The sequence below is a fragment of the Marinobacter sp. CP1 genome (assembly GCF_001266795.1).
Classification (GTDB): Bacteria; Pseudomonadota; Gammaproteobacteria; order Pseudomonadales; family Oleiphilaceae; genus Marinobacter; species Marinobacter flavimaris.
The window spans coordinates 3,915,806-3,942,231 of record NZ_CP011929.1 but is presented as its reverse complement, the minus strand read 5'-3'; the positions used below and the strand labels follow the sequence as shown (position 1 = coordinate 3,942,231).

The following is a 26,426-nucleotide window of genomic DNA, read 5'->3' as shown; positions in this document are numbered from 1 at the left end:
TTGCCATTTGGTAGGCAATTTTCCTTAATTTCCTCAATATAACCGGATTTTTTGAGCCTGCAACTCGTGATAGCGGCCAAAAAACGAACAAACAGTCATTTTTCATATTCTTAGGTCTATGATTTAACTGATGTTTACACCTCCTTAATCAAAAAGACGAATTTATTACTATAGCAGGCCATTTTAACGGTCTCTGAGCAACACCGCGGGGTTTAACCGCATTGCCCTGAGCGTGGGCAGGAGTCCACCCAGCAGCGCCAGCGAACTGACACCTCCGGCAACCAGTGTCCCAATCCACCATAAATCGCCTGCCGGCAGCTTCAAGGCCAGGTCAGCTACAGGTAAAGCAATTAGCGCACCAAGCGCTGTCGCGAAAACCGTTGCCAGAAAGGTCAGCAAACCGGTTTCCAGCAGCATGGATTGGCGGATCGCTCCGTGACGGGCGCCAAGGCAGTGCAACAGGTTGGCCTCGTAAAGCTGCCGCCTGCGGCTGACACTGACCACGCTGGAAAGCACAAGCAGGCTGGCGAGAAGACTGACCGATGCCACAGCCGCCAGGCCCGCGGCTGCCTTGTTCAGCAGATCGCCTGCGGTTTCCAGCCAGTCAGCGGTGCGCAGCGTGATTACATTGGGGATGGTCTGTGCCAGCCATTGCTGGGATTCCCTGGCCGCCTCATCGCTTTGGTAGACCGCACCAACGTAAAGGCTGATCAAGTCGTCCAGTGCGCCTTGCTGCAATATGCCCTCGAACCAGAATCGGGTCTGCAGCCCTTTTTGCCGGTAAATTGCACGGATTTCGACGTCGATGCTCTTATCCTGTGCAGTAAAGGTGAGCTGGTCGCCCACCCCCAGTCCAAGCTGGTAAGCCTCCCGATCCTCCATGGCCATGTAAGCGGGCTCCCCCTCGGGGGCCGGCGATTCCCACCAGTTGCCCTCCACCAGTTCCAGTGCTTCGGGGTTTCCCGAGAGATAACTCAGTTTGTATTCATCTCCCATGGCTTCTCGCCGAGCTTCGGCGTTATCGGCGAGAACCTCCGCAATCGGCTTCTGGTTAATAGTGTCCAGACGGGATCGGACCATCGGGAGCAACTCGACGCGGCTGGAAGCATCCAACGCTTCCAGGCCGTTTTGCAGCGGTTCCATCTGGTCCGGGAACACTTCATAGAGGATTAGCGCCGGAGACTGTTCCGGTATGGTGGTTTCAAGCGCCCTCAGGAGCGTGGTAACCATCAACGTGCAGGCCACCACAAGCGTCAGTGCGGTACCCAGTGACAGCAGGGTTGCCCGGAGCGGCGAATCCGGCCGGTGCAGATTGGCCAGGGCCAACCGCCGGGCAAACCTGCGGTCGGCAAAACCGCCGTTTTCCAGGGCTTTGGCTCCACGGCGCAACCCCTTGATCAAACCTTCCAGGAGGCCCCAAAGCAGCGTAACCGCCAGCAGGAACAGAAAGCCCAGATGAGGCGATGGGAGCCAGAACAGAGTAGCGCCGATGTAAACGGCCAGCAGCAGATAGCTGGCGATCCGCCAGCTGCGAGGCTCGTTTGGAGCCGCCTCGACCTGTCCCCGGAAAAGCCCGGCCGGCGCAGCAGCCAGGGCTCGAGCGAGTGCCGGCAGTGCAAACACGTAAGCAGTCAGAACAGCGAACAGCCAGCTCAGCAGCAAGGGAACCAACCACAAGGACAACCAACCGACGGCCCCATCGGGCCCCGCCAGAGCAAAGGCATCGCCCGCCAGGCTGATCGCCAGGGCGGAAAGCCCCAGCCCGATACTACCGCCAATAAGCCCTGCAAGGCTGCCCAATACACCAATCTGCAGGAGGTATATGCCGACAAGCGGTTTGCGACGCAGGCCAAGTGTTTGCAAGGTGGCAATTGTGCCCAGCTTTTCATCGAGGTAGGCGTGGATGCTGTTGGCAACGCCGAGGCCACCGATGAATAATGTAGTGAAAGCGATAAGGATGAGTGCTGTGGCAATCTGGTCCAGACGCTCGGAAATCCGTTCGCTGCGCTCGGCAAACGTAGTGATTTCCCATCGCGCATCCGGGAATGCCTGCTCGAATTCCTCAAGCCAGGTGTCGAGATTCTGTTCGGTTTGTACCCGGTATTCGTAATCCACGCGGCTACCCGGGCGAATCAAACCGGTTGCCTCCACGGCCTGCTCGGAAATCATGATCGGCAGACCTCGCCAATTGGCGTTCAGGCTCCGATCCGGTTGCTTCTCGATAAGGCCGCTGATTCGAAAGGTGGCGGCGCCAATCTCAATCTGGTCACCCACCGACTGGCCCAGGCGTTCGGCCAGCAAAGGATCGATGATAGCCCCCCACTGCCCTTCCTTCTGGTCTGTAAGCGCCCCCAGAGATTCATCCGGCGTTAGCTCCAGCTCGCCGTAGAGGGGATAGAGAGCATCCGGAACCAGTATCTCCGCCCGGAAGAAGCCGTCGCCGCCGCTTCCGCTGACGATGGTATCGAATTCCCGAACCAGTGAAATTTTGCCGGTAGCCCGAATCCATTCGAGCGCATCATCGGGCAGCGGCTCGCTGGTATCCAGCTCCACATCGCCACCGAGCAGAGCGCGGGTATCCGCCAGCAAGCTTTGCTCGATCACCCGGTAGAGGCTGGCTGTCGCAGCCACAAGGGTAACGCCGAGAATCAGGCAGGCCAGGAAAATCTTCAATGCAGAGATACGTGACCGCAGGTCGGTGATCGCGAATCGGAGCATCCAGAGCGGGTTTGTGGAGCGTTCAGGAGGCATAGAGACGCCCACCGTCCATCCGGACCCTGTGCTGACAACGCTCGGCAACGCGCTCGTCGTGAGTCACCAGTACCAGCGTGGATTTGCTGTCCTTGTGCAAGTCGAACAGCAGAGAGAGCACTTTCTCACCGGTTTCGTGGTCCAGATTGCCTGTGGGCTCATCCCCCAACAACAGGCTTGGCTGATGAACCAGAGCCCGCGCGATCGCAACCCGTTGCTGTTCGCCGCCAGAGAGCTGCCCCGGGTAGTGCTGCAGCCGATGGCTGAGACCAACGGCCTCCAACATGGCGAGAGCTCGTTCCCGCGGCCTGGCCTCGCCGGCAATCTCAAGCGGCAGACTCACGTTTCCCAGGGCCGTGAGGCCAGGCAGCAGGTGAAAGGACTGGAAAATAATGCCAAGGTGCTCACTTCGCCAGTCGGCCAGAGCATTGGCGTCCATGTCGCCCAGACGTTGATCGCCGACCAGAATTTCTCCACTGGTCGGTCGCTGCAGGCCGGAGAGCAACAAAAGCAGGGACGTTTTCCCGCTGCCAGAGGGGCCTGTGATTGCCAGTGTTTCTCCCGGGGGCACCATGAGGGAGGCATTTTTGAGTACAGCAACCTTGCCGGACTCTGTGGGGTACTCGAGAAAAATGTCGGTCATTTCAACACTGGTGGACACTGGCGCTCCTCTGGTTTGATGAATTTCCTGCTCTGTTGCGTACTGGCAAATGATCGGCATCCGCATAAAGTTTAGAGTACGAACCCTTTTTAAGAGTGGCGCACTCACGTTTTTTGGCGCCTCCATGGAAAAACAGGAGTCCTGACCATGACCGGACCGCTCGATGGCATCCGCATTATCGATCTGACAGCCATGATTTCCGGGCCTCTCGCGACCATGATACTGGCAGATCAGGGTGCCGAGGTTATCAAGATCGAGAATCCGGCGGGTGGCGACTTTACGCGCTCCGCGGCCAATCGGCAGGGCGATATGTCGGCGCTGTACCTCAACAACAACCGCAACAAGAAATCAGTGGCACTGAACCTGAAAGAAAAGGCGGGACGCGACGCGCTGCTTCGACTGGTAGCGTCGGCCGATGTCTTTGTGCAGAACTTCCGGCCGGGCGTCATTGAGCGGATGGGGCTTGGCGAAGAGCAGCTGCGCAAGGTGGCCCCGAATCTCGTGATGGTATCAATCAGTGGCTTCGGTGACACCGGCCCCTATTCCCAGCGACCGGTATACGACCCGCTGATTCAGGGCCTCTCCGGATTGGCCACCGTGCAGGCGGGCGCCGACGAACTGCGTCCGCAACTGGTGAGGACCATTTTGCCCGACAAGCTCACCGGTGTAACCGCAGCCCAGGCGATTACCGCGGCCCTGTTTGCCCGGGAACGCACCGGGGAAAGCCAGCATGTCCGGCTGTCCATGCTGGACGCGATCATCGCGTTTCTCTGGAGCTCCGATATGGGCAGCCAGACCTTTGTTCACAGTGAGGTGCCACAGCAGGAGGCTGCAAGCCTTCAGGATCTCATCTATGAGACCACAACCGGCTACATCACCATTGCGGTTCAGAGCGATCGAGAGTGGCAAGCCCTTATTCGTGCTGTGGACCGCCCGGAGTGGGCGGAGGATCCAAGGTTCCAGACTGCCCGGCTGCGCCAGGAAAATATTGATGCGAGGCTGGAGCTGATCCAGTCGGTTATCAAAACCGATACGGCCGAACACTGGCTGGCAAGGCTTGAAGCTGAACAAGTCCCCTGTGCCCCGGTGTTGACCCGCACCCAGGTGCTCGACCATCCCCAGGTATTGGCCAACGATCTGCTCTCCCACTACGACCACCCCCAGGCCGGCCAACTCCGCCAGGCCAGGGCGCCGTCGCGATTCTCGGCCGCACCGGAGCAGCACTGGCAGGGAGCTCCGCGCCTTGGCGAGCAAACCGGCGAACTGCTGGCAGAGTGCGGGTATTCCGCCGAAGAAATCCAGGCGATGTGTGATTCAGGCATCGCCGCCGCGCCTGCCAAATAACACTCTGACGCCGCAAATCCACTGCAGCCGGACGATCCAATGCCCGTACCCGTGGTTCACCATCCAGACTACAGCTTCCCGTTCCCGGCAAAGCATCGGTTTCCCATGGAAAAATTCGGACTCCTTGCCGATTACGCCCGCTCGAGAGGGCTTCTCACTCAAGCCAATAGCTTTCGCCCTGCCCCATGCCGGCAGGCGTGGCTGACCCGTACCCACTGCCCGGATTACCTCGCCCGTTTCGCCGGCGATCAACTCTCGGCACGCGAGAAACGGCAGATGAATCTGCCCTGGAGCAAGGGCCTTGTCCGACGCACTTTCCTGGCTCCTTCCGGAACGGTTCTGACGGCGCAGTTGGCCCTTCAGCATGGCATTGCCTGTCACCTGGCCGGTGGTACCCATCATGCCCATTACGATTACGCCGCCGGCTTCTGCATCCTCAACGATCTGGCGATCGCCGCCAATGTGCTGTTGCAGCAGGAGGGCATTGAACGTGTGCTTATCTTCGATGTGGATGTGCACCAGGGTGACGGTACCGCTGCATTGTTGGCGAATGAGCCGAATGCCTTTACCTGCTCGATTCACTGTGAGCGCAACTACCCGTTCGAAAAAAAGATGAGCGATCTCGATGTCGCCTTACCGGATGGCCTCGAAGACGGGGCCTATCTTGAGGTTGTCAGCGAAACGCTGCACAAAGCACTTGCGTTATCCCGGCCGGATATCGTGCTCTATGACGCGGGCGTGGATGTATTCAGGAATGATCCCCTCGGCCGGCTGAACATTTCCGAACAGGGAATTTTTGAGCGGGACTTTCAGGTGCTCAGTGAATTGAAACGTCGGGACATTCCGGTAGCGACGGTGATTGGCGGCGGCTACGATGACGACCGGGTGAAACTGGCCAAGCGGCACGGGATTGTTGTGGAAGCCGCCAGCCAGGTGTTTTCAACCAGCTAACAGTGTCGCTCGTGTTCAAAGCGGGCTCAGTCCTCATCACTGAAAGCAGACCGATGGAATTCCGCTGCCTCCTCGGCCTCCGGCACGCCGATCTCATGAACTTCCGGCACCTCTCCTCCGGCCAGCACTTCGAGCACGGCGTGCACCCCCTTGGACAGCGAACTCAGGCTGTAGCCACCCTCCAGAACCAGCGCTAACCGTCCCTCACAGTGTTTGTCGGCAATCGCCTGAACAATGCCTGTGATTACTTTGAAGCCATCGTAGGTGAGGTTCAGGGCCATGTCGTTTCTGTGCGGATCAAAGCCGGCAGAGACCAGCACCAGATCCGGCTTGAAGTAATCCGCCGCCGGCATCAGGATCTCCCGGAACACTTTCTCAAAGGCAACGTCGCCAGCCGTTTCCGGCAGTGGCACGTTGATAGTGTAGCCCTCCCCCAGTCCATCACCGATCTCTTCCAGGTGACCGGATCCGGGATAGAATGGCGCCGCGCAGTGGGTATCGAAAAACAGGACATCGGGGTCTGCCCAGAAAATGTCCTGGGTACCGTTGCCATGATGGGCATCCCAATCGATGATCAGAATCTTCTCACAGCCGAGTTTGGCCTGGGCATGGGCCGCAGCAATGGCCACATTATTGAGCAGGCAGAATCCCCGTGCCCGAACCGGTTCCGCATGATGGCCGGGCGGGCGGATCAGGGCAAACGCGCTGTCACACTCCCCTTTCACAACGCTTTCAACGGCGGCAATGGCGTTGCCGGCCGCAGCCGTGGCGGCTTTGATGCTGTCGGGTGACACCGCCGTCGTATCTTTATCAAGCCACGCCCGTTTGCCGTCCAGTGAGAAGATGTGGTCAAGGTAGGAGGTGGTGTGTACCCGTGCCAGCTGATCGTAGGTTGCGGCAGCCGCACCCGATTTGAATTGAATACCCGCCACCGGGTTTTCATCCAGATACTCCTTGATGGCGCTGATCCGCCCAGGGTGCTCCGGATAGCTCCATTTGAAATCCAAGCCCTGAAGAATGGATCGCACACGCTTTTCCACCCGGCTGGGCATGAACGGAAGATCCACCTCGGGGTTATGCCCGAGCATGATCTCATCGTAAAACACATTCACACTGCGATCGCCGATCATGGCCTGTTTCCTTTTCTTATCCTTGTGATTCCGCCAGCGCCTGCTTAACCACCGAGGTGAATGCCGCCGCGCGAACCCCGGTCGGTTTGAAACCCAGCTTGGTCCAGGCAGCCTTGGCTTCCTTGTTTGAAGCAGAGTATTCGAGGATCAGCTCCGAGGCATGATGCTCCTCCGCGAAAGTCACAAGATCCCGCAACAGTGCCTTCAGGATACCAAGCCCCCGGAAGTCCGGCTCTACCCAGATATCATCAATAACGCCAGACTTGAATTCTGCCGCTTCCGACTGCTCCCAGATGCCCTGGCTTCTCCAGATATAAACATAACCCATACCCACGAGCCCGGCGCTTTTGCTTTCAGCCACAACGAGTCGTCTGTTGGGATCGTCCAGGGCGGAGTGCAGGGTTCGCAGAAGCCGTTTGTACTCGCTTTCCTTCAAGTCATGGGGAGGCGCACCCGAAACATGCAGCGCCAGTTTGGCGAGGAAGCCCACCATCTCGGGCAGATCCTCTTCCCAGGCCTCTCTGATCACAAATCCACGCTTCGCTTGATTTACCGCCACTTGCAACTCCCGTTCGACCTTCGCCAAAAGCATGCCAGCCCAATCCCGGAATGATCTGCATTTTCGGGGCGTATACATTTGCGCTACTCTCCAAAGCGTAGTCGCTGGTTGATCGAGCTACAAAAGCGGCAACCCCTACACGGTTCTTTTACTCATTCCTGCCCGGGGTAAGTTTCGATGAGAAAACTCCTGTTGATTCTGGGGATTTCGGTGATCGTTGCATTGTTGTCGACGGTCACATCCCGGCCCATGCTGATTGAAGAGCGGCTGATCCAGATTCAGGCGGAAGATACTCTCCGGGAATTCCCCGGGATAGAGACAGAGCCACTGGAAGTGCAGGCAGCATTGCTGGATATGGCAGACGACGAACTTCTGCTGCTGAAGGCCCGGGCAGCGTATTTGCGATACCCGGCAATGACACGCGAGGTATTTCCCCTATATGGTCCCGAACCGGAATTCCGGGAAGTTCTTCGGCTCTATGGCGAAAACATTCTTCCGCCGATTCACTATTTCCTGAGCAAACCTGTTGGCTCTATCGAGCTGATGAACGATCTGGCGAACAAATATCAGGCGGCCGTGGAGTTCTTTACCGGAGGCGAAGACACCGGTAACAGTACCGCCGGCCAACAAAGCACGTCCCGAAAGGAGAAGCTGACTCCGGAAGAGCGCGGGTGGTACGCCGTGCGCTTTATTCAGGAAGAAGGGCACGATTTTCTGGGCCAGTTCGTATTAAACGAGCAGGGCGACGTCATCTGGGTTCGAACCGAACGGGTGCTGGAGAACATCAACCAGTTCTTCGCAAGTGGTATACGCAACCTTGAGATTCAGCACCGCACCGGTGACGACGTGACCGCCTCTGATATCGGCTGGGCGTCGGTGGATGTTCTGGTTTTTGCCAGCGCGTTGAAGGTACTTCGGGTAGGACGGGCTGTCGCTGTTTCATCCAGAGGCGCTGCCAGGGGTACCCGGTCCGCAGCACTGGCCGCTCGCCTCACGACTAGCGGGCGCATGCTGATGACGACCGCCCGCTACGCAAAATGGCCCGCCGTGATTGGCGTGGGGTATCTGGTGGTCACACACCCCGGTATCATCAATGACGTCCTGGCAGAGGTAGCGGAAGTAATGGGCTACCCGGTAAAGCTGGTGCAGTTTCTCGGGTGGATGCTGATACTACTGCCGGTGTTGTACATCGGCAGTTGGGTATTCCGGTTGATTGTGCGCCCTGCCCTCGGGTTGCTCGGAACCCTCATTATTGGCCTGTCGCACATTGGCCGGAAAAAATCACTTAACACACTGGACTGATTCAGAGACCGCTATGTCCTTTTCCCGCATCTACGAACAGGCCGTTCTTCAGAAAGGCGGCGAGAGCGAGGTTCTCGCAAGGCTGCCGAGAGTGGCGGCACCCGGCGAGCTTGAGGCTCTTGGTGACGATCGATACCTTTCGGAAATCACCCGGTGCATCTTCAAGGCCGGTTTCGTCTGGCGGGTGATCGAAAACAAATGGCCGAAGTTTGAAGAGGCGTTCGAAGGTTTTGTACCGCTTTACTGGCAGCAGGTTCCTCCCGAAGTGCTTGAGCGTTTGGCGGGCGACGAACGCATCGTCAGGAACGCTCAGAAAATTCAGACCGTTCCCGAAAATGCGCGGATGATTGTCGATGCCTCCCGGGAACACGGCAGCTTTGGCAAGTTCCTCGCCGATTGGCCCAGCAGTGACCAGGCCGGCCTGCTGATGTGGCTTAAACGCAACGGAGCGAGGCTCGGTGGCAACAGCGCCCAGTACTTTTTGCGGCGAGTGGGTTGGGACGGCTTTATCCTTTCACGGGATGTTATTGCCGCGCTGCATAGGGAAGAGGTTTTGGATGCCTCACCCACCAGCAAGAAAGGGCTGATGCAGGCGCAGGAAGCGTTTAATCTCTGGCATGAGGAGAGTGGCCTGCCCTACAGCCACCTCTCGAGAATCCTCTCGTTTACTATCGACTGATCTTGTCACGCGATTTCATTACCTCTTGTTTATTTAATGATAATTGTTATCATTCGCCTCCGCATTAACAACGAAGGCGTATTTTTGTATGATAGTCATTCGCTCCCGACGCTGCAGCTCTGCAGCACTGGTTTCACTCCTCGGCGCAAGCTCTCTGGCCATGGCGCAATCGCAAACCAACGACGCGACCACACTCGAAGCTCTCGATGTGGTTTCTGATGCGATTACCGCTCCGGACTATATGCCTCTGGAAAAAACGCCGGCCGTTGGAAAACTGAACGTTCCGGTTGAAGAGCAACCCTATTCGGTCTCAATCGTCGATCGCAGCTTCATCGAAGATTCCGGCGCCAAGAACATCCAGGACGCCCTGCTCTACACCCCAGGGGTTAACGCGGGCAACTTCGGTTTTGACACCCGAATCGATTCCGCAAAAGTGCGTGGAGTAGACGCCGGCCGCTACCTGGATGGCTTGCGTCAGATCTACGGTTCCTACAACACCGTCCGCACCAATGTGTACGCCCTTGAGAGCATCGAAGTGCTCAAGGGCCCCTCCTCCATGCTTTATGGCCAGAGCGATCTGGGCGGCATCATCAATGGGGTATCCAAGCTCCCGGAAGAGGAACAGGGCGGCGAGATCTGGGCCCAGTACGGCACGTTTAATCGTAAGCAGCTGGCCGTGGATGTAACCGGCCCCGTCAACGAGAGCGGTGATTTGCTGTACCGTTTTATCGCACTGGGACGCGATAGTGACACCCAGGTGGATTATGTGGAAGACGATGGCTACGTGCTCGCCCCTTCCCTGACCTGGCGCGCAACCGATGACACAAGCGTTACCCTGCTCCTCAACCGCCAGGAGAACAAAGGCCAGGTATCCGCTCAGTTCCTGCCACAGGCCGGCACCCTGGAGCCAGGATCGCAAGGGTTTATCGGCTCTGAGCGATTCGTTGGGGAGCCAGGATGGGATCGTTATGATCGGGAGAAGACCGAAGCTACCCTGTTTGTTGATCATCAACTGAATACCAACTGGGCGCTTTCCGCCACTGCTCGCTACAGCCGCTCCAGTACCGAAAACCGCGAACACTGGATAACCATTCCAAGCGTTCCCGACGCCAATGGCGAAGTGCCGCGTACCATTTACACGGCAGATGCTGAAACCCGCATTTTCAACATGGACGCTCGCCTTGAGGGTGATGTTGAGCTGGGCATGACCCGCCATCGTCTGATTATCGGCGCCGACCGCCAGGACGCGCTCTGGAAACAGGACAATTACTTTTACGGTTATGGCCTGGGTGGCACCTTCGATGTATATGATCCACAGTACGGCAACCTGAACGACGGTGCCATCAATCCGACCGACCGGCCGGACAACGAGATTGAGCAAATCGGCCTCTACATTGCCGATCACATCGAGATCGGCAATGTCGTCGTGTCGGCCGGCCTTCGCCACGACTGGGCCGAGAACCGCCGCCTGGCCGTCTCCGGATCAGATACCGTCAGCGACGAGGAGGCCACCACTGGTCGGGCGGGCTTGATGTACCGATTCGAAAACGGGATCTCCCCATACATCAGCTACGCTGAAGCCTTCAGCATGAACCTCGGTACCGATGGCACCGCCGCGGCCAACACACTGGAACCCACCACCGGCGACCAACAGGAAGCGGGCGTGAAGTACGTGTCCCAGGACCAGTCCCTTGGCATTACTGCAGCCTACTTCGATATTACCCAGGAGAACCGGATCAGCGACGGCAGCACCCCCGGAGGTGTTGAGCAGACCGGCGCGGTGATCGACGGCTGGGAGCTGCAGGTGAACAAGCGGTGGCAGCGTTTCGAAACCCAACTGGCCTACACCGATCTGAATGCCAGGGATGACGCCTCTGGCAACCGGCTCCCCTATGTGGCCGAGCGTCAGGCTTCCTGGTGGAACCAGCTCTACATCGCCAACAACTGGCGGGTCGGTGCCGGGGTGCGCTACGTGGGTGACAACGTTGGCTCAGGAGGCGGGCCCGTCGTTCCTTCCGTTACCCTCTACGACGCCATGATTGGCTACACCTGGCAGAACTGGGACTTCACCGTAGATGCCAAAAACCTGGCCGATGACGAGTACATCACCTGGTGCCGCTCCGAAGGCGCAGACTGCGGCTACGGCGAGCGGCGCACTGTGAATGCAAACGCCAAATATCGTTTCTAAAGCTTCATCCTGACGTCTCTGGTCGCCGCAGCCTGAAAACCGCTGCGGCGATCAGCTCTTCTTTTTTTTCTTCTTTTGGGCCTTCTCGTACAACTCGCGCAATGCTTTGGGATTCTTTCCTTTACCCGAGCCGTGAGACTCCAGGATACGCGTCCAGATCGCCTGCTTCTGGTCAGGAGAGAGCTGCTTCCACTCCTTTTTTTCTTGCCTGGTTCGGCCACAGGCTTTACAGATGGCCCTCTTGTTAAACTCGCAGACGTCAATGCAGGGCTTCTTGGTGACGGGCTCCATGGACTCTGGCTTCCCCTTTTGCAAAATAAGTGGCTTAGTCCAAGGCTGAGGGCTGCAGCCCCCGGATACAAGGCGTTGGGCCCGTGGAAAACCGAGACGACAGGCTAATACGGTATATACGCTTCCTCATCACCCACGACTTTCTCGAACCGCCCTGCCCGCCAGTCTTCTCTGGCTGTACCTATACGGGCCTTGCTAGAAGAGACGAAGTTCCACTCGATAAAACGCTTGCCCAGCGGCTCACCGCCAATCACGGCAATCCGGGTATCCTCTGTGGCGGTAATGGCAACACCGGGCTGTCGGGAAAAGATCGTCATGCTGTGGGTAGGCAGCTCAGAGCCATGGGCTCGCAGGGCGCCACTGGCAACGTAGACGGCGCGCTCAGGCGCCTGGGGTAATGCCAGGGTCTGACCGGTTTTAAGGGTGGCTTCAAGGTACAGGGTTTCGCTGAACTTGAGCACCGGCGAAGTGACTCCGTAAGCACTGCCGATCATGACTCGAACCGGCACGCCGTCTATCTCAACCGCGGGGATGTCATCCTCTGGATAGTGGTGAAACGCTGGCGCAGTTTCTTCGTGCTCTTGCGGCAGGGCCAGCCAGAGCTGGAGCCCATGCAAGCGGTGATCCGTTGCGGTGATCTCAGGACGCTCCCGCTCGGAATGGGCGATACCGCTGCCGGCCACCATAAGATTGATATCTCCGGGCCGGATTGGCTGGTAGCTGCCAACGGAATCCCGATGCAGTATCTCGCCCTCAAACAGGTAGGTAACAGTGGCAATACCAATATGGGGATGCGGCAGTACGTTGAGACCCTGGCCAGCCGGAAATTCCGCCGGGCCCATTTCGTCAAAGAATACCCAGGGGCCTACCATTTTCCGCTTCGCGGTTGGCAACAGCCGACGTACGGAGAAGCCGCCCAGATTGGCAACCCGGGGGCTCAAAATGGTTTCGATGGCGCTGCACGGCGCATCGGCCGAATCACAGTTCTGTTCAACAGTATTCATCAGATTGCTCATGCATCGCTCCCGTTTTGCCCCGACTCTGTCACCCGGTTTCCTGAATCTATTATAGAAGCCGGAATCTTTCTCCGGGCACCGATATTCATCCTGGCCATTCCGCAACCGCTATAGTTACCGTAAGCAATTCAAGCAATCGCAACAGTCTGGGGCCTTGAGTGTTTCCATCACTGACTACCGGCATCATAGCTTTTGCCATCGCATCCGTCGTTATTGTGACAGCCGGCAGCCGACTTGCGCGGGTCGCCGATGAACTGGCTGATCGCACAGGTCTGGGCGAGGCGTTGTTCGGCATCTTTCTGCTGGCCGGGGTAACCTCACTGCCCGACTTCGCCGCCACGCTGAGCGCGGCCATGGATTCAAGGCCGGATCTGGCCATGAGCAATGTCATGGGCAGCATGGCTGCGAACCTGGTGTTTCTGGGCATTGCAGACATCATGTACCGGAAGGCCAACCTGGAGCACGCAGCTGCATCTTCCACCAACCTGATGCTGGCCGCGTTGTTGATCGTTCTGCTGGCTTTGCCGCTACTGGCAATTGCGAGTCCACCAGTTTCCCTCTGGGGAATACACCCAATCACACCCGTGATTACCGCAGCGTATTTGTTCGGGCTTCACCTGGTTCGCACAACAGACAGTAAACCCATGTGGTTTCCCCGACTGACCCGCCAGACCGTTCCCGACAAGCCTGGTCATTATCTTCGCGGCGGTCTTGCCCAGGCCTGGGTCACTTTCATTATTCTGGCTGCAATTACAGGCATAGCTGGATGGGTACTGATGGAAGGGGCCAAAGTGATCAGTGACGAAACGGGCCTGTCCGATACCCTGATTGGCGGCCTGTTTACCGCGCTCGCTACCTCCTCACCCGAGCTGGTCACCACCATTGCTGCCATCCGCAGGAACGCGCTGACCCTGGCGGTAAGCAATATATTCGGCACCAACTGTTTTAATATGCTGGTGATCGCTTCAGCCGATGTGGGCTACCCTGGCGGTTCCATCTATCACGACATTACCCCGATACAGATGACCTGGGGGCTTGTCAGCATACTGATGACAGCCACGTTGTTAATGGGAATGGTCCGGCGCCAACGCTATGGAATTGGCAAGATCGGGTTTGAAAGCGCCCTGATGCTCTCGGTCTATGCAGTGGCGCTGATTATCGTGACAATTAGCGGATAATAAGGAGATTACCCATGAAAACGATTGGCCTTCTCGGCGGCATGAGCTGGGAATCCACCCAAACCTACTACCGACTCCTCAACGAGGGGGTCAAAGGCCGACTGGGCGGGCTGCATTCGGCGAAGCTGGTGCTCTTCAGCGTGGATTTCGCCGAGATCGAAGCGCTTCAACACAAAGGTGATTGGCCCGCTACTGCCGACATTCTTTCCGACGCCGCCTTGTCATTGCAGAGGGCCGGCGCGGATTTCCTGGTGATCGGCACCAACACTATGCACAAGGTTGCTCCTGAAATTGAACAGGCGATCGAGATCCCGTTGCTACACATAGCAGATGCCACAGCTCAGGTGCTGAAGAATGATGGAATCAACCGGGTAGGCCTGCTGGGCACGCGATTTACCATGGAACAGGCGTTCTACAGGGACCGACTGGAGGCCGCCGGTATCGACGTTCTCACGCCGGATGAAATCCAGCGGGACGAGGTGCATCGTGTTATCTACGAGGAGCTTTGCCTGGGAGAGATCAAGCCGGACTCGCGCGACATCTACCTCGATATTGTCAGCTCGCTTTCCGAGCGCGGCGCGCAGGCGGTGATCCTGGGCTGCACCGAGATCGGCTTGCTGATCAAGCAGGCGGATACCGGGGTTCCCCTCTACGACACCACGGAGATTCACGCAGCTCAGGCCGTCGAGCTGGCGTTACATCATCCGTAGAAGACCGACCAAGACGAACGCCTGCAAAAACTGGATAATGGCCGCCATTAAAAACCATGGCGCGCCAAATTCTCCGATCCAGGACTCTCTGCAATGGAAATCAACGTCAACTTTCTCGAGAACCTCAGACTTGAAGCCAAGTTTGACGATTTCACCGTCGTAACGGACCAGCCGATTCGCTATAAGGGCGACGGCTCGGCGCCCAGCCCGTTCGACTACTTCCTGGCCTCCTCTGCCCTGTGTGCAGCCTACTTTGTCCGGGTCTACTGCCTGGCCCGGGACATTCCCACCGAGAATATCCGCCTGTCCCAGAACAACATCGTGGACCCGGAAAACCGCTACAACCAGATCTTCAAGATCTCCGTGGAACTGCCCGAGGACATTTCGGAGAAAGACCGCCAGGGCATCCTGCGCTCGATCGACCGCTGCACCGTGAAAAAAGTGGTCCAGACCGGCCCGACCTTCGAGATTGAAACCGTCGAAAACCTGGACGCGGACGCCCAGGCACTGCTGATGACCCAGCCGGAAGGCGGCACCCAGACCTTTATCGAAGGCAAGGACCTGCCCCTTGAACAGACCATTGCCAACATGACTGGCATTCTCGAAGAGCTGGGCATGAAGATCGAGATTGCCTCCTGGCGCAACATTGTGCCTCACGTGTGGTCCCTGCACATTCGCGATGCCGCCTCACCCATGTGCTTCACCAATGGCAAGGGTGCCACCAAGGAAAGCGCCCTTTGCTCTGCCCTGGGCGAATTCATCGAGCGGCTCAGCTGCAACTTTTTCTACAACGATCAGTTCTTTGGTGAGGACATCGCCAACAGCGACTTCGTCCACTACCCGAACGAAAAGTGGTTCAAGCCGGGCCCCAACGACGAGCTGCCGGAAGGCATTCTGGATGACCACTGCCTCGCCATCTACAACCCGGACGGCGAGCTTGGCGGCTCCAATCTGATTGATACCAACTCCGGCAGAGCCGACCGGGGCATTGTCTCCCTGCCCTACGTGCGAAAATCGGATGGCGAGGTGGTGTATTTCCCCTCCAACCTGATTGAGAACCTGTTTCTCAGCAACGGCATGAGTGCGGGCAATACCCTGAACGAAGCACAGGTTCAGTGTCTGTCGGAGATTTTCGAACGGGCGGTAAAGAAGCAGATTATCGAAGAGGAGATTGCACTTCCGGACGTGCCCCGGGAGGTACTGGAAAAATACCCGAACATCCTGGAAGGCATTGAAGCCCTGGAAGCCCAGGGTTTCCCGACTCTGGTAAAGGACGCCTCCCTCGGCGGCCAGTTCCCGGTAATGTGCGTTACCCTGATGAACCCGCGAACGGGCGGCGTGTTCGCCTCTTTCGGCGCTCACCCGAGCTTTGAAGTGGCCCTTGAGCGAAGCCTGACGGAACTCCTGCAGGGCCGCAGCTTCGAGGGCCTCAATGATGTGCCGGCGCCCACCTTCAACAGCCTGGCAGTGACCGAGCCAAACAACTTTGTGGAGCACTTCATCGACTCTACCGGCGTTGTTTCCTGGCGGTTTTTCAGCGCCAGGTCCGATTATGATTTCGTTGAATGGGATTTTTCCGGCACCAACGCCGAGGAAGCCGAGTGTCTGTTCGGTATCCTCGAGGAACTGGGCAAGCAAGTGTATGTCGCCGTTTACGAGGAACTGGGCGCGCCGGTCTGCCGAATCCTGGTTCCAGGCTATTCCGAGGTGTATCCGGTGGAAGACCTGATCATGGACAACACCAACATGGCTTTGGACTATCGGGAAGACATCCTCAACCTGCACCGCCTGGACGATGAGCAACTGGCCGATCTGGTGGAACGCCTGGAAGCCAGCCAGCTGGACAACTACATGACGATCATCACCCTGATCGGCGTGGAGTTCGATGAAAACACCATCTGGGGCCAACTCACGATCCTTGAGTTGAAGATCCTGATCTGCCTTGCCCTGCAGTGGCATGAAGAAGCCCTGGAATTCGTCGACATGTTCCTTCAGTTCAACGACAACACCGTTGAGCGCGGTCTGTTCTACCGAGCCATGTATGCGGTTCTCGAAGTCACCCTTGACGACGAAATGGAGCTGGACGACTACATCACCAACTTCACCCGCATGTTCGGCGAGGAAACCATGGAAGCTGTTGTTGGCTCAGTGGATGGCAGCGTTCGTTTCCACGGCCTGGAAGCCACGAACATGCAACTGGATGGGCTGGAGAAGCATCAGCGGTTGATCGAGAGCTACCGGAAGCTGCACGCGGCGCGTGCAGCCAGGGCGGGCCTGCAGCCGTAATCGGACGCCGAGCGAGCCGCGCCGCATTGGCGGCGCGGTCAGTCCTGATCCACACTTGATCATTACAAGTAGCCTATTTGCGTTTAATGCCCGTACACCCTTGTACATTTGTGGCATGCGCCAAACAAGGAGCCTTGCAATGAGCAATCCGGTGATCGCTGATAACAAGCCCAAGAAAGTCAGCCTGAAAAAAGGCGAGGAATACGCCTTCTGCGTTTGTGGCCGTTCCAACAACCAGCCGTTCTGCGACGGTTCCCACGGAGATACGGGGTTCAAGCCCAAGGTCTTCAAGGCCGAAAAAGACGAAGAGGCGGTTCTGTGCCAGTGTAAACAGACCGGAAGCGCGCCTTATTGTGACGGCACTCACCAGCAGTTCAGCGATGACCAGGTTGGCAAGGAGGCGCCGGAGTCAGACGATGATGGCGACGAGGAATCCGGTGATGCGCCGAAGGCCAAATCCACCAAAGAAGAACCCACCGTTGAATTTATTCATCAGTTGGCCCGTGAGGGGCTGAGCAGTATGGGCCACCATGGTCCGATAACTGCCATGGGCGTGCCCCGCCACACCCTGCCCCACTGGGACGACCTCCAACTGATGGTGGCGCAGATGGCCAGTAAGCCGCTGGCAGACGACGCCGACGTCTCGACCGAACTGGTAATCGGGCCTGAAGCCCGCAAGCCACTGACACTGAGCATGCCGCTATTCGTTTCCGACATGAGCTTCGGCGCGTTGTCGGAGGAGGCCAAGATTGCCCTCGCTCGTGGCGCCGAGCTAGCCGGCACCGGCATCTGCTCTGGCGAGGGCGGCATGCTGCCCGAGGAGCAACAGGAAAATTCCCGATACTTCTACGAGCTGGCCAGCGCCAAGTTCGGTTACAAGGAAGAATTGCTCAAGAAAGTGCAGGCGTTTCACTTCAAGGGTGGCCAGGGCGCCAAGACCGGCACCGGTGGCCATTTGCCGGGCAACAAGAACACCGGCAAGATCTCAGAGGTGCGCAATATTCCTGAGGGCGAACCGGCCAACTCCCCACCCACTTTCGACGATTTGCGCTCAGTTGAGGATTTCCAGCGCTTCGCCAGCCATGTTCGGGAAGTGACCGGAGGTATTCCCGTCGGCTTCAAGCTGAGCGCCAATCACATCGAGCGGGATGTGCAATTCGCCCTGGATGCCGGCGCCGACTACATCATTCTCGACGGCCGTGGCGGCGGCACCGGCGCTGCACCCGAGATCTTCCGTGATCACATCAGTGTGCCCACCATTCCTGCCCTGGCGCGTGCGCGGCGCTATCTGGATGACCGCGGCGCAAGCGGACGGGTCACATTGATCGTTACCGGTGGCCTGCGGGTCCCTATCGATTTTGTGAAGGCCATGGCGCTGGGCGCTGACGGTATTGCCGTTGCCAACAGTGCCATGCAGTCCATCGGCTGTGTTGCAGCCCGTATCTGTAACACCAACAATTGCCCGGCAGGCATTGCGACCCAGAACAAGGACCTGCGCCAACGGTTGAACGTCGACCAGTCTGCCAAACAGCTGCGGAACTTCCTTGAGGCCTCTGTCTCACTGATGCAGGTGATGGCACGAGCCTGTGGCCACGACAGCCTGAGCAAACTGAACATAGATGACCTGTCCACCTGGCATCGGGAGATGGCCCTGCTCAGCGGCGTTCGCTACGCCGGTGTGCTTGATCCTTCTGCCTGAGGTGCTTCTTCGCTGGCCGCCAGGACTCGAACCCGTTCGAAGTCCTCCTCGGTGAACACACCGTTCACCCCGGAAATGGCGGCCAGCTTCATGCCATGCTTCAGCCCCAGCTTGTAAATCTCCCGCACTTTTTCCCACTCGATATTCCGCCCGAGAGTGAAGTTCTCGAAACGCGCTTCCAGAGCAAGCACGATGGTTTCCGCCAGGCAGGCATAGGCAATGCCTTTCGGAAGCCCGATGTCTTTCATATGCACTTCACCCGGTAGCTGAATCTCGCCAGATTCGATCACCAGCACATCCGGCCGCTTGGCGACATCCTCCGCCGGGATATCCAGTGGGCGGGCGACGTCGGTTATGACGCAGCCCGGCTTCACTTTCATGATATCCAGGATACGTTTGCCGGCCCCGGAGGTGGCGGTCACGATCATGTCCATGTCGGCCAGATCGCGTTCGGCAGAGCCGGCAACATGTACGATGGCACCCGGCGTTTCCTGTTCGATGCTTTCCTTGAGAGCCAGCAGTTTGGCCGGCTCCGGTGCCGCCAGATAAATCTCGTCCACTGCCTTGGCCAGCAATCTGGCGCAGACAGACCCGATAGCACCCGTAGCGCCCACCACCATGGCCTTGCCGGCCGCTTTGCCACTGGGCCCAATACTCACCCGCCCTATTTTCTTCATGGCGTCATGGGCCGCCCACAGGGCACCGGATGCGCTGTAGCTGTTGCCGGTCGTGATCGGCAGCGGCGCCCGCTTGGCCACCGTTATACCGGCATCACCCACGACCTTGGTAAACGCACCCAGGCCCATGATCTGGGCGCCGAGTTTCTTGGCCAGTTTGGCCGCCTGCAGCAACCGGGCGTAGGTAAATTCCGGCCCGTGGGCCATGATTTCCCGAGGGGTGCCACCAACGGTAATGAGCCAGCCCTCCACCTCATCGCCATTGGGTGACCGGATTCCGGATACCTTGGAGTAGATGAACGGTGGCGAATACGCGATGGCCTTTTCCACCAGATTCATCACCACAGGCGGCGATACGTTGGCAACCCAGTCCAGGGGCGGTGTTTTGGTGAGGTATTGCTGCGACAGGGGATGAATGACAAACGCAAACCGGTTAACCCGGCGATAACCGTTCGGGTAAAGGATTCGCGGCTCAATCTCCAGGCTCTGAATAACATCCAGATAGTCATCGGGGCCCAACTGGTCCGGCGTCCTGGAAAGCGCCGCACTGATCATCGCCTCCATCACATTCACGCCAACGGGGCGGCCCTCCAACCAGGGACTGTAATCCACTACCATGGCAACCTTGCGCGAACGCATCCAGTCCATGGCCGCGTCCGTTACCCGCGAGGTAATCACGGTTTTTCCATCCAGCTCTTTCGCCGTGAAGTTCTCCAGGTCGCCTATCGAAGCCACGATGACATGAGCCTCGGAGACCGCGTGATGGAGCGAACCTTTCACCAGGTTCTCACCCAAGCGATACAGCGGTGTTCGGAGAATGGTTTCAACCGCTTTCACCGCCGCAGGCCTGAACATGATGGGTGCAGTAAGCGAGGTATAGGTTTCCAGCTGTTTCAGGGAAGTCAGCAGCCTGGGCACTCCGAAATCCGTGTAAGGATCGGCAAAGAAGAGATTCTCGGTATGTTCGGAAAGGGCCCTGGCAATCCGGTAACCGGCCTGCCCATTCAAGAAGAGCACCCGGGCATTGTCGAAGAAATGCCCGAGCTCAGACTGGGTATGACGCACAGCCCATTCCTGCAGGATAGCCCGCAACCCGGCACCGGTGGTTACCGGCTTATCCGGCACACAGGCCTCAAGGCGGGCAGTATCCGGGTGTTCAAGCTGCTCCCGGCCCACCTCGTAATGATCGTGTACCATGCTCAGACCGATGGCATCTGCCTGCGGATGCACGGACTCCAGAACCGCCTCGGCCCGGGAAAGATCGCCGTCCGTACCGATCCGGATAATCCGGAAAGGCTGCCCAAGAAACGACGTCTCGATATCATAATCGTACTCACCAGATCCCTGGCTGACACTGACAACGGTTTTCATATTCAGGTCTTCCCGTTTTCCTGTTGTTATCATTTACAGCCTAATTCAGGAGATCGGTTTCTGCCTTAGCGCAGATCAAATTCCAGACCGCTATTCAACGTCTACAATAGAGTGGCGGGCCGAACGACCATCAGACTTTCAAGGATCAACCAGGAGCTCACCATGACCATTCAGGAAGAACTCAACTCTACCGTCCGGGAACTGGTTCAGCCCGGCAAGGGAATTCTCGCCGCTGATGAAAGCCACCCGACCATTGCCAAGCGTTTCAAGGCCGTTGGCGTGGAGTCGAGCGAAGATATGCGCCGGGAGTACCGAAGCCTTATTTTCTCGGCTTCCGGGCTCGGAGAATTCATCAGCGGGGTCATTCTGTTTGAAGAGACTCTCGGCCAGCAGAGCCTGGATAATGTTCCCATGCCAAAGCTGCTGGCCAGCAAAGGAATTGTGCCGGGCATCAAGGTAGACAAGGGCAAAGGCCCTCTTGTGAATGCCCCCGGTGATGAAATCACCTTTGGCCTGGATGGTCTGGAGGACCGCCTGGAAATCTACAAAAACCAGGGGGCCCGGTTCGCCAAGTGGCGGGATGTGTTCCATATATCGGACACCCTGCCCTCACGGCAGGCGATCGAGGCGAATGCCGAGGTTCTCGCCCGCTATGCGGCGATCTGCCAGTCCCTGGGTATCGTGCCGATCGTTGAGCCGGAAGTACTGATTGATGGCAACCATTCCATCGAGCGCTGCGCGGAAGTCAGCGAGGCGGTGATTCGGGAGGTGTTCCACGCCCTTTACCGACACAAGGTGGCACTGGAATACATGATCCTCAAACCCAGCATGGTGACGCCGGGCAAGGAAAGCCCGAAGGCATCCCCGGAAGCCGTGGCGACAGCGACTCTCGATGTTTTTCGCAGGGCGGTACCGGCTGCGGTACCCGGCATTTTCTTCCTCTCGGGCGGCCAGACACCGGAAGAAGCCACTCTCAATCTGAACGCCATGAACAGCATGGGCGCGCAGCCCTGGGAGTTGAGCTTCTCTTACGGACGGGCTTTGCAGGAACCGGCACAGAAGGCCTGGGCCGGCAATCTGGACAATGGTCCGGAGGCTCAGGCAGCAATGCTGAAGCGGGCCCGCCTGAACGGTGCCGCTCGCGCGGGCCATTACCGACCGGAGATGGAAGACTGACCGGCAACAGCCCTGCGTGCCCCAGTTCCCTTAGTTGCAGCCGGAGACGCAGCTCGCCATGCCATTGAACGCCATGGTGCGGCCACTGAGGGGCACATGAACCGGCACTGTCACTGAATCCCGGAACAGAGCCGTGCGCGTTCCTTCCTGCACCATGCCACCGGAGGTCGCAGGTTCGTTGGCGTGGGAGGCGATAACCGCCTTCGGTTGCACGAGGTCATTGATTACGTAGGCGGCCTGTTTCGGTCCGGTGGTGAACGTATCACCGATGTTCATCACCACAAGCCCCGCACCGTAGTGATCCTTCACGACCAGCCTTTGCTCGGCAGTAATGCCAGTGTCACCGGACAGGTAGACCACCAGGCCGTTGGAGAACCTGAGCACGTAGCCCGTGGGTGGTCCGACACTGGCGCCAACACCCGCGGCAGCCAGATACTCTGCCAGTGGCCCGGTGAGGAACGAAGGCGATACGCCATTGCTGTGCACAGCCGGCACGGTCGTAATTGCCACGCCGCCAACCTCACGCTCGCCACCGAACCGAACCAACAGCGAGTTTGCAGGATCACCGCCGGCATCTTTCAGCTTGGCAGCAAAGAAGGCGGGCATTTCGCTACCCGTAACAATTTTTGAACCGTGTTTTACCGCAATATCAACAGTATTGGATTGTGGCAATGTTGAAACGCCGGTGTCCGGAGATCCGCACGTGCCCTGATTGGTCTTGCTGATACGCTGATCACCCACATGGTCCCCATGCATGTGGGAAACCAGAACAACATCAATTTTGCCCAGTCGGGGATCATCCGGACCGGCGACCGTTCTGCCGGCGTCATAGAGAATTCGGGTGCCATTAGGATCTTCAAAGACCAGCGCCCGGTCCCGGCCACAGAACTCTCCATCGTGGCTACCCAGGGGTGTGACTTTCACCACGTGGTCGTCGGCGGCAGCCGGCATAGCGGCGCCGAATAGCATACAGACAGACACTCCGGCAAAGGCCATCGTGTTGCGCAAACCTGCTCTGAACATGTTGTTCGTCCTCCCACTCGTTTTTTATTGGTACCGGTATTGATACGAACGACAAGCCCTTTGATACCAGTTTAGGCGGCGGGAAGGTCAACGCGTGGGGATTGAATGGGTGCGCTTGAATGAGAATCAGGCAGCGCGGGAGCCCGTCAGGATAACCCGCTGTTCCAGGCATGCCATCATGGGCGCCACCTGACGGATTTTCCGGGCCTCGGGCCAGAGCGTCTCTGCCTCGGCGAAACCCTGGCGGAGAAAGTTAAGCCATTGTTTGATACGACCGGTCACATAGCGGTCCTCAAGCCAGCCCTGCAGAACCGTAGCGTACTCACGAACCAGGGCGACAGCTTCCGGCCAGGTCATATCCGGCACCGTTTCGCCCTGCTGGCTGGCCTTGATCTGCCGGGCTAGGTCTGGCCGGGCGATCAGGCCACGCCCAATCATCACGTCATCGCAGCCGGACACCTCACGGCAACGCCAGTAGTCCGCGACACTCCAGATTTCGCCATTGGCAATTATGTGGGTTTTGACAGCCTCCCGGGCCCGGGCGATTTCCTCCCAATAGGCCGGCGGCTTATATCCGTCTACTTTACTCCGGGCATGAATGACAATCTCCGCCGCGCCCGCCGCTTCCAACGCCTGGGCACAAGCCACACCCATGGATCGGTCGTCATACCCCAGCCGCATCTTGGCTGTGACCGGCACATGCGCTGGTACAGCCTGACGGACAGCGGCGACGATGTCATGCATGAGCTCCGGCTCGCGCATCAACACACAGCCACCCTTGTGCTTGTTGACCGTTTTGGCCGGGCAACCAAAGTTGATATCCACCTGGGTGGCACCGAGTTCTGCCGCACGCACGCCGTGGCGCGCCATCTGGTGAGGGTCTGAACCCAGCAGCTGAACGGCAACGGGGGTGCCCACTTGAGTGAGCGACCGGTTGTACAATTCGGGGGCGTATTTGTAGAACACTCTCGGTGGCAGCATGCCATGGGTGACACGAACGAATTCCGTTACGCAACGGTCGATGCCGCCTACCCCGGTCAGGGTTTCACGGATGGGTGCGTCAACCAGCCCTTCCATTGGGGCGAGAATGATGCGCATGAGTGCTCCAGCAATTACAGGGTCTGTTCGAGGTGAGACTGATCAAAAATCAGACGGAGCGGATTGTAAGGAATTTGGCGGGAAGTTGATAGACGGACACCCCGAAACCGGGGTGTCCAATCGCTTGCTTACAGGTCTTATTCGACGTCGAACCGGTCGGCGTTCATGACCTTGGTCCAGGCTGCAACGAAGTCTTTCACGAACTTCTCTTCGTTGTCGTCCTGGGCATACACTTCTGCGTAGGCACGCAGGATCGAGTTGGAACCGAACACGAGATCAACACGGGTCGCAGTGAACTTGGTATTGCCACTGTTGCGATCCACGATGTTGTACGAGTTCTTGCCAGTCGGCTCCCAACGATTCGACATATCGGTCAGATTGACGAAGAAATCATTGGTCAACTGGCCAACGCGATCGGTGAATACACCGTGCTTGGTGCCGCCGTAGTTGGTACCGAGCACCCGCATGCCACCCAGCAGGACGGTCATTTCAGGCGCTGTCAGTCCCATCAGCTGGGCACGATCCAGAAGCATTTCTTCCGGCTTGACCACGTAGTCCTTCTTCTGCCAGTTGCGGAAGCCATCAGCCAGCGGCTCCATCGGATCGAAGGATTCGGCATCCGTCATCTCGTCGGTAGCGTCACCACGACCCTTCAGGAAGGGAACGTGAACCTCGTGGCCGGCTGCTTTGGCTGCCATCTCGATGCCAAGGTTACCGCCAAGCACGATCACGTCAGCAACGCTGGCGCCAGTGTCAGTCGAAATCTGCTCGTAAACCTTCAGCACCTTATCCAGACGATCGGGCTCGTTACCCTCCCAGTCCTTCTGGGGCGCCAGGCGAATCCGCGCACCGTTTGCACCACCACGCATGTCTGAGCCGCGGAAAGTACGGGCACTGTCCCACGCGGTGCAGATCAGCTCGTTCAGGCTCAAACCGGCCCCGGCAATCTTCTGCTTGACCACTTCCTCAATATAATTGGTCTCGCCCTGGGGAACAGGATCCTGCCAAATCAGATCTTCATCAGGTACACCCGGTCCGATGTAGCGGGACTTGGGCCCCATGTCGCGGTGGGTCAGCTTGAACCAGGCACGGGCGAAGCAGTCTTTGAAGTACTCGGGATCTGCCATGAACTTCTCGCAGATTGCGCGGTACTTCGGATCTACCTTCATTGCCATGTCGGCATCGGTCATCATCGGCTTGCGACGGACGGACGGATCAGTCGGATCAACCGGCATGTGCTCTTCTTTGATGTCGATCGGCTCCCACTGGTTCGCACCAGCCGGGCTCTTGGTCAGCTGCCACTCGTAGCCAAACAGCAGATCAAAGTAGCCCATGTCGAACTTGGTCGGATTCGAGGTCCAGGCACCTTCGATGCCAGAGGTAACCGCGTTGGTCGCCTTGCCGTCGAGGTTCGGGTTCATCCAGCCAAAGCCCTGGGTTTCAACGTCAGCCCCTTCCGGCTCCGGGCCGAGGGCATCGGCGTCGCCATTACCGTGAGCCTTGCCCACCGTATGGCCGCCAGCGGTCAGCGCTGCGGTTTCTTCATCGTTCATCGCCATGCGGGCGAAGGTCGTTCTCACCTGCTCCGCGGTCTTCTGCGGATCCGGCACACCGTTCACGCCCTCAGGATTCACATAAATCAGGCCCATCTGCACTGCAGCGAGCGGGTTCTCCATGGTGTCGGGCTTGTCGACGTCTTCATACCGGCTGTCAGACGGCGCCAACCACTCTTTTTCCGCACCCCAGTAGATGTCTTTTTCCGGATGCCAGATGTCCTCGCGGCCATAAGAGAAACCGAAGGTCTTCAGGCCAAACGACTCATAGGCAACATTACCGGCCAGGATAAACAGGTCGGCCCAGCTCACCTTGTTGCCGTATTTTTTCTTAAGCGGCCACAGAAGGCGGCGTGCCTTGTCGAGGTTGCCGTTGTCGGGCCAGGAGTTCAGCGGAGCGAACCGCTGGTTACCGGTGCCGGCACCACCACGACCGTCGGCCAGGCGATAGGTTCCAGCGGCGTGCCACGCCAGTCGAATCATCAGGCCGCCGTAATGCCCCCAATCGGCAGGCCACCATTCCTGACTGTTGGTCATCAGCTCGTGCATGTCTTTTTCGAGGGCTTCGTGATCAAGCTTTTTCACTTCTTCCCGGTAGTCGAAGTCTTCACCGAGAGGATTGGTTTTGCGGTCGTGCTGATGAAGGATGTCGAGATTGAGGTTCTCAGGCCACCAGCCAGCTACGTCGGCTTTTTCCTGAGTGTTTGAACCGTGCATTACGGGACACTTTCCGCCCGCACTGTTGTTGTCTGTCATTTTTCTCTCCTCATTGGGTTGGCAAAA

General features: G+C 58.1%; 20 protein-coding genes. 10 read left to right on the top strand and 10 right to left on the bottom strand.

Annotated features, from left to right (window positions below):
* Positions 1-183: 183 nt before the first annotated feature.
* Positions 184-2,751: an ABC transporter permease gene (locus tag ACP86_RS18095; RefSeq protein ID WP_053114981.1), complete on the bottom strand. Its 2,568-nt coding sequence runs from the start codon at positions 2,749-2,751 to the stop codon at positions 184-186.
* Positions 2,741-3,394, bottom strand: coding sequence for an ABC transporter ATP-binding protein (locus tag ACP86_RS18090; RefSeq protein WP_206076561.1), 654 nt, complete (start codon positions 3,392-3,394; stop codon positions 2,741-2,743). Before ACP86_RS18090 ends, ACP86_RS18095 begins: the two co-directional genes overlap by 11 nt.
* 165 nt (positions 3,395-3,559) lie before the next feature.
* Between ACP86_RS18090 and ACP86_RS18085 the strand changes: the two genes are divergently transcribed.
* Together ACP86_RS18085 and ACP86_RS18080 are read left to right on the top strand one after the other, a co-directional pair.
* Entirely contained in the window at positions 3,560-4,756 is a 1,197-nt protein-coding gene (locus tag ACP86_RS18085) for a CaiB/BaiF CoA transferase family protein (RefSeq protein ID WP_053114979.1), read from the top strand.
* A 39-nt stretch (positions 4,757-4,795) separates the two neighbouring features.
* Positions 4,796-5,707 carry a histone deacetylase gene (locus ACP86_RS18080; RefSeq protein ID WP_053114978.1) on the top strand — a complete coding sequence of 304 codons (912 nt, stop codon included), beginning with the start codon at positions 4,796-4,798 and terminating at the stop codon, positions 5,705-5,707.
* Between the two features lie 26 nt (positions 5,708-5,733).
* Here ACP86_RS18080 and ACP86_RS18075 read toward each other — a convergent pair whose 3' ends face one another.
* Together ACP86_RS18075 and ACP86_RS18070 are read right to left on the bottom strand one after the other, a co-directional pair.
* Positions 5,734-6,837: a histone deacetylase gene (locus ACP86_RS18075; RefSeq protein WP_053114977.1), complete on the bottom strand. Its 1,104-nt coding sequence runs from the start codon at positions 6,835-6,837 to the stop codon at positions 5,734-5,736.
* Positions 6,838-6,853: 16 nt separating this feature from the next.
* The gene (locus ACP86_RS18070; protein ID WP_227507750.1) at positions 6,854-7,396 is read right to left on the bottom strand and encodes a GNAT family N-acetyltransferase; all 543 of its coding nucleotides are present in this window, start codon (positions 7,394-7,396) and stop codon (positions 6,854-6,856) included.
* 177 nt (positions 7,397-7,573) lie between these two features.
* Here ACP86_RS18070 and ACP86_RS18065 point away from each other — a divergent pair, with 177 nt between their 5' ends.
* The 3 genes from ACP86_RS18065 to ACP86_RS18055 all read left to right on the top strand — a co-directional run bounded on the left by ACP86_RS18065 (position 7,574) and on the right by ACP86_RS18055 (position 11,565).
* Complete coding sequence (locus ACP86_RS18065; RefSeq protein ID WP_053114975.1) at positions 7,574-8,698, top strand: hypothetical protein; 1,125 nt, start codon at positions 7,574-7,576, stop codon at positions 8,696-8,698.
* A 13-nt stretch (positions 8,699-8,711) separates the two neighbouring features.
* On the top strand, positions 8,712-9,377 hold the full coding sequence (locus ACP86_RS18060; RefSeq protein ID WP_053114974.1) for a DNA-3-methyladenine glycosylase I: 666 nt from the start codon (positions 8,712-8,714) through the stop codon (positions 9,375-9,377).
* A gap of 88 nt (positions 9,378-9,465) precedes the next feature.
* On the top strand, positions 9,466-11,565 hold the full coding sequence (locus ACP86_RS18055; protein WP_053114973.1) for a TonB-dependent siderophore receptor: 2,100 nt from the start codon (positions 9,466-9,468) through the stop codon (positions 11,563-11,565).
* A gap of 51 nt (positions 11,566-11,616) precedes the next feature.
* Here ACP86_RS18055 and ACP86_RS18050 read toward each other — a convergent pair whose 3' ends face one another.
* Complete coding sequence (locus ACP86_RS18050) at positions 11,617-11,856, bottom strand: DUF1289 domain-containing protein (protein ID WP_053114972.1); 240 nt, start codon at positions 11,854-11,856, stop codon at positions 11,617-11,619.
* Positions 11,857-11,960: 104 nt separating this feature from the next.
* Positions 11,961-12,872 carry a pirin family protein gene (locus tag ACP86_RS18045; protein ID WP_053114971.1) on the bottom strand — a complete coding sequence of 304 codons (912 nt, stop codon included), beginning with the start codon at positions 12,870-12,872 and terminating at the stop codon, positions 11,961-11,963.
* Positions 12,873-13,030: 158 nt separating this feature from the next.
* Here ACP86_RS18045 and ACP86_RS18040 point away from each other — a divergent pair, with 158 nt between their 5' ends.
* The 4 genes from ACP86_RS18040 to ACP86_RS18025 all read left to right on the top strand — a co-directional run bounded on the left by ACP86_RS18040 (position 13,031) and on the right by ACP86_RS18025 (position 18,745).
* Positions 13,031-14,050: a sodium:calcium antiporter gene (locus ACP86_RS18040; protein ID WP_008171986.1), complete on the top strand. Its 1,020-nt coding sequence runs from the start codon at positions 13,031-13,033 to the stop codon at positions 14,048-14,050.
* A gap of 14 nt (positions 14,051-14,064) precedes the next feature.
* Positions 14,065-14,760, top strand: coding sequence for an aspartate/glutamate racemase family protein (locus ACP86_RS18035; RefSeq protein ID WP_008171988.1), 696 nt, complete (start codon positions 14,065-14,067; stop codon positions 14,758-14,760).
* 93 nt (positions 14,761-14,853) lie between these two features.
* The gene (locus tag ACP86_RS18030; RefSeq protein WP_053114970.1) at positions 14,854-17,046 is read left to right on the top strand and encodes an OsmC domain/YcaO domain-containing protein; all 2,193 of its coding nucleotides are present in this window, start codon (positions 14,854-14,856) and stop codon (positions 17,044-17,046) included.
* 139 nt (positions 17,047-17,185) lie between these two features.
* Positions 17,186-18,745, top strand: coding sequence for a glutamate synthase-related protein (locus tag ACP86_RS18025; protein ID WP_053114969.1), 1,560 nt, complete (start codon positions 17,186-17,188; stop codon positions 18,743-18,745).
* Here ACP86_RS18025 and ACP86_RS18020 read toward each other — a convergent pair.
* Positions 18,715-20,793 carry a dehydrogenase gene (locus ACP86_RS18020; protein WP_041645166.1) on the bottom strand — a complete coding sequence of 693 codons (2,079 nt, stop codon included), beginning with the start codon at positions 20,791-20,793 and terminating at the stop codon, positions 18,715-18,717. The genes ACP86_RS18025 and ACP86_RS18020 overlap by 31 nt on opposite strands.
* A gap of 162 nt (positions 20,794-20,955) precedes the next feature.
* Between ACP86_RS18020 and ACP86_RS18015 the strand changes: the two genes are divergently transcribed.
* Positions 20,956-21,969: a class I fructose-bisphosphate aldolase gene (locus tag ACP86_RS18015; RefSeq protein ID WP_008171996.1), complete on the top strand. Its 1,014-nt coding sequence runs from the start codon at positions 20,956-20,958 to the stop codon at positions 21,967-21,969.
* 30 nt (positions 21,970-21,999) lie between these two features.
* On the opposite strand, the gene ACP86_RS18010 is transcribed toward ACP86_RS18015, so the two are convergent.
* The 3 genes from ACP86_RS18010 to katG all read right to left on the bottom strand — a co-directional run bounded on the left by ACP86_RS18010 (position 22,000) and on the right by katG (position 26,399).
* Entirely contained in the window at positions 22,000-22,992 is a 993-nt protein-coding gene (locus ACP86_RS18010) for an MBL fold metallo-hydrolase (RefSeq protein WP_141201835.1), read from the bottom strand.
* Positions 22,993-23,118: 126 nt separating this feature from the next.
* On the bottom strand, positions 23,119-24,090 hold the full coding sequence (locus ACP86_RS18005; RefSeq protein WP_053114968.1) for a tRNA dihydrouridine synthase: 972 nt from the start codon (positions 24,088-24,090) through the stop codon (positions 23,119-23,121).
* Positions 24,091-24,227: 137 nt separating this feature from the next.
* Entirely contained in the window at positions 24,228-26,399 is a 2,172-nt protein-coding gene (gene katG / locus ACP86_RS18000) for a catalase/peroxidase HPI (RefSeq protein WP_053114967.1), read from the bottom strand.
* Between the last annotated feature and the right edge of the window lie 27 nt (positions 26,400-26,426).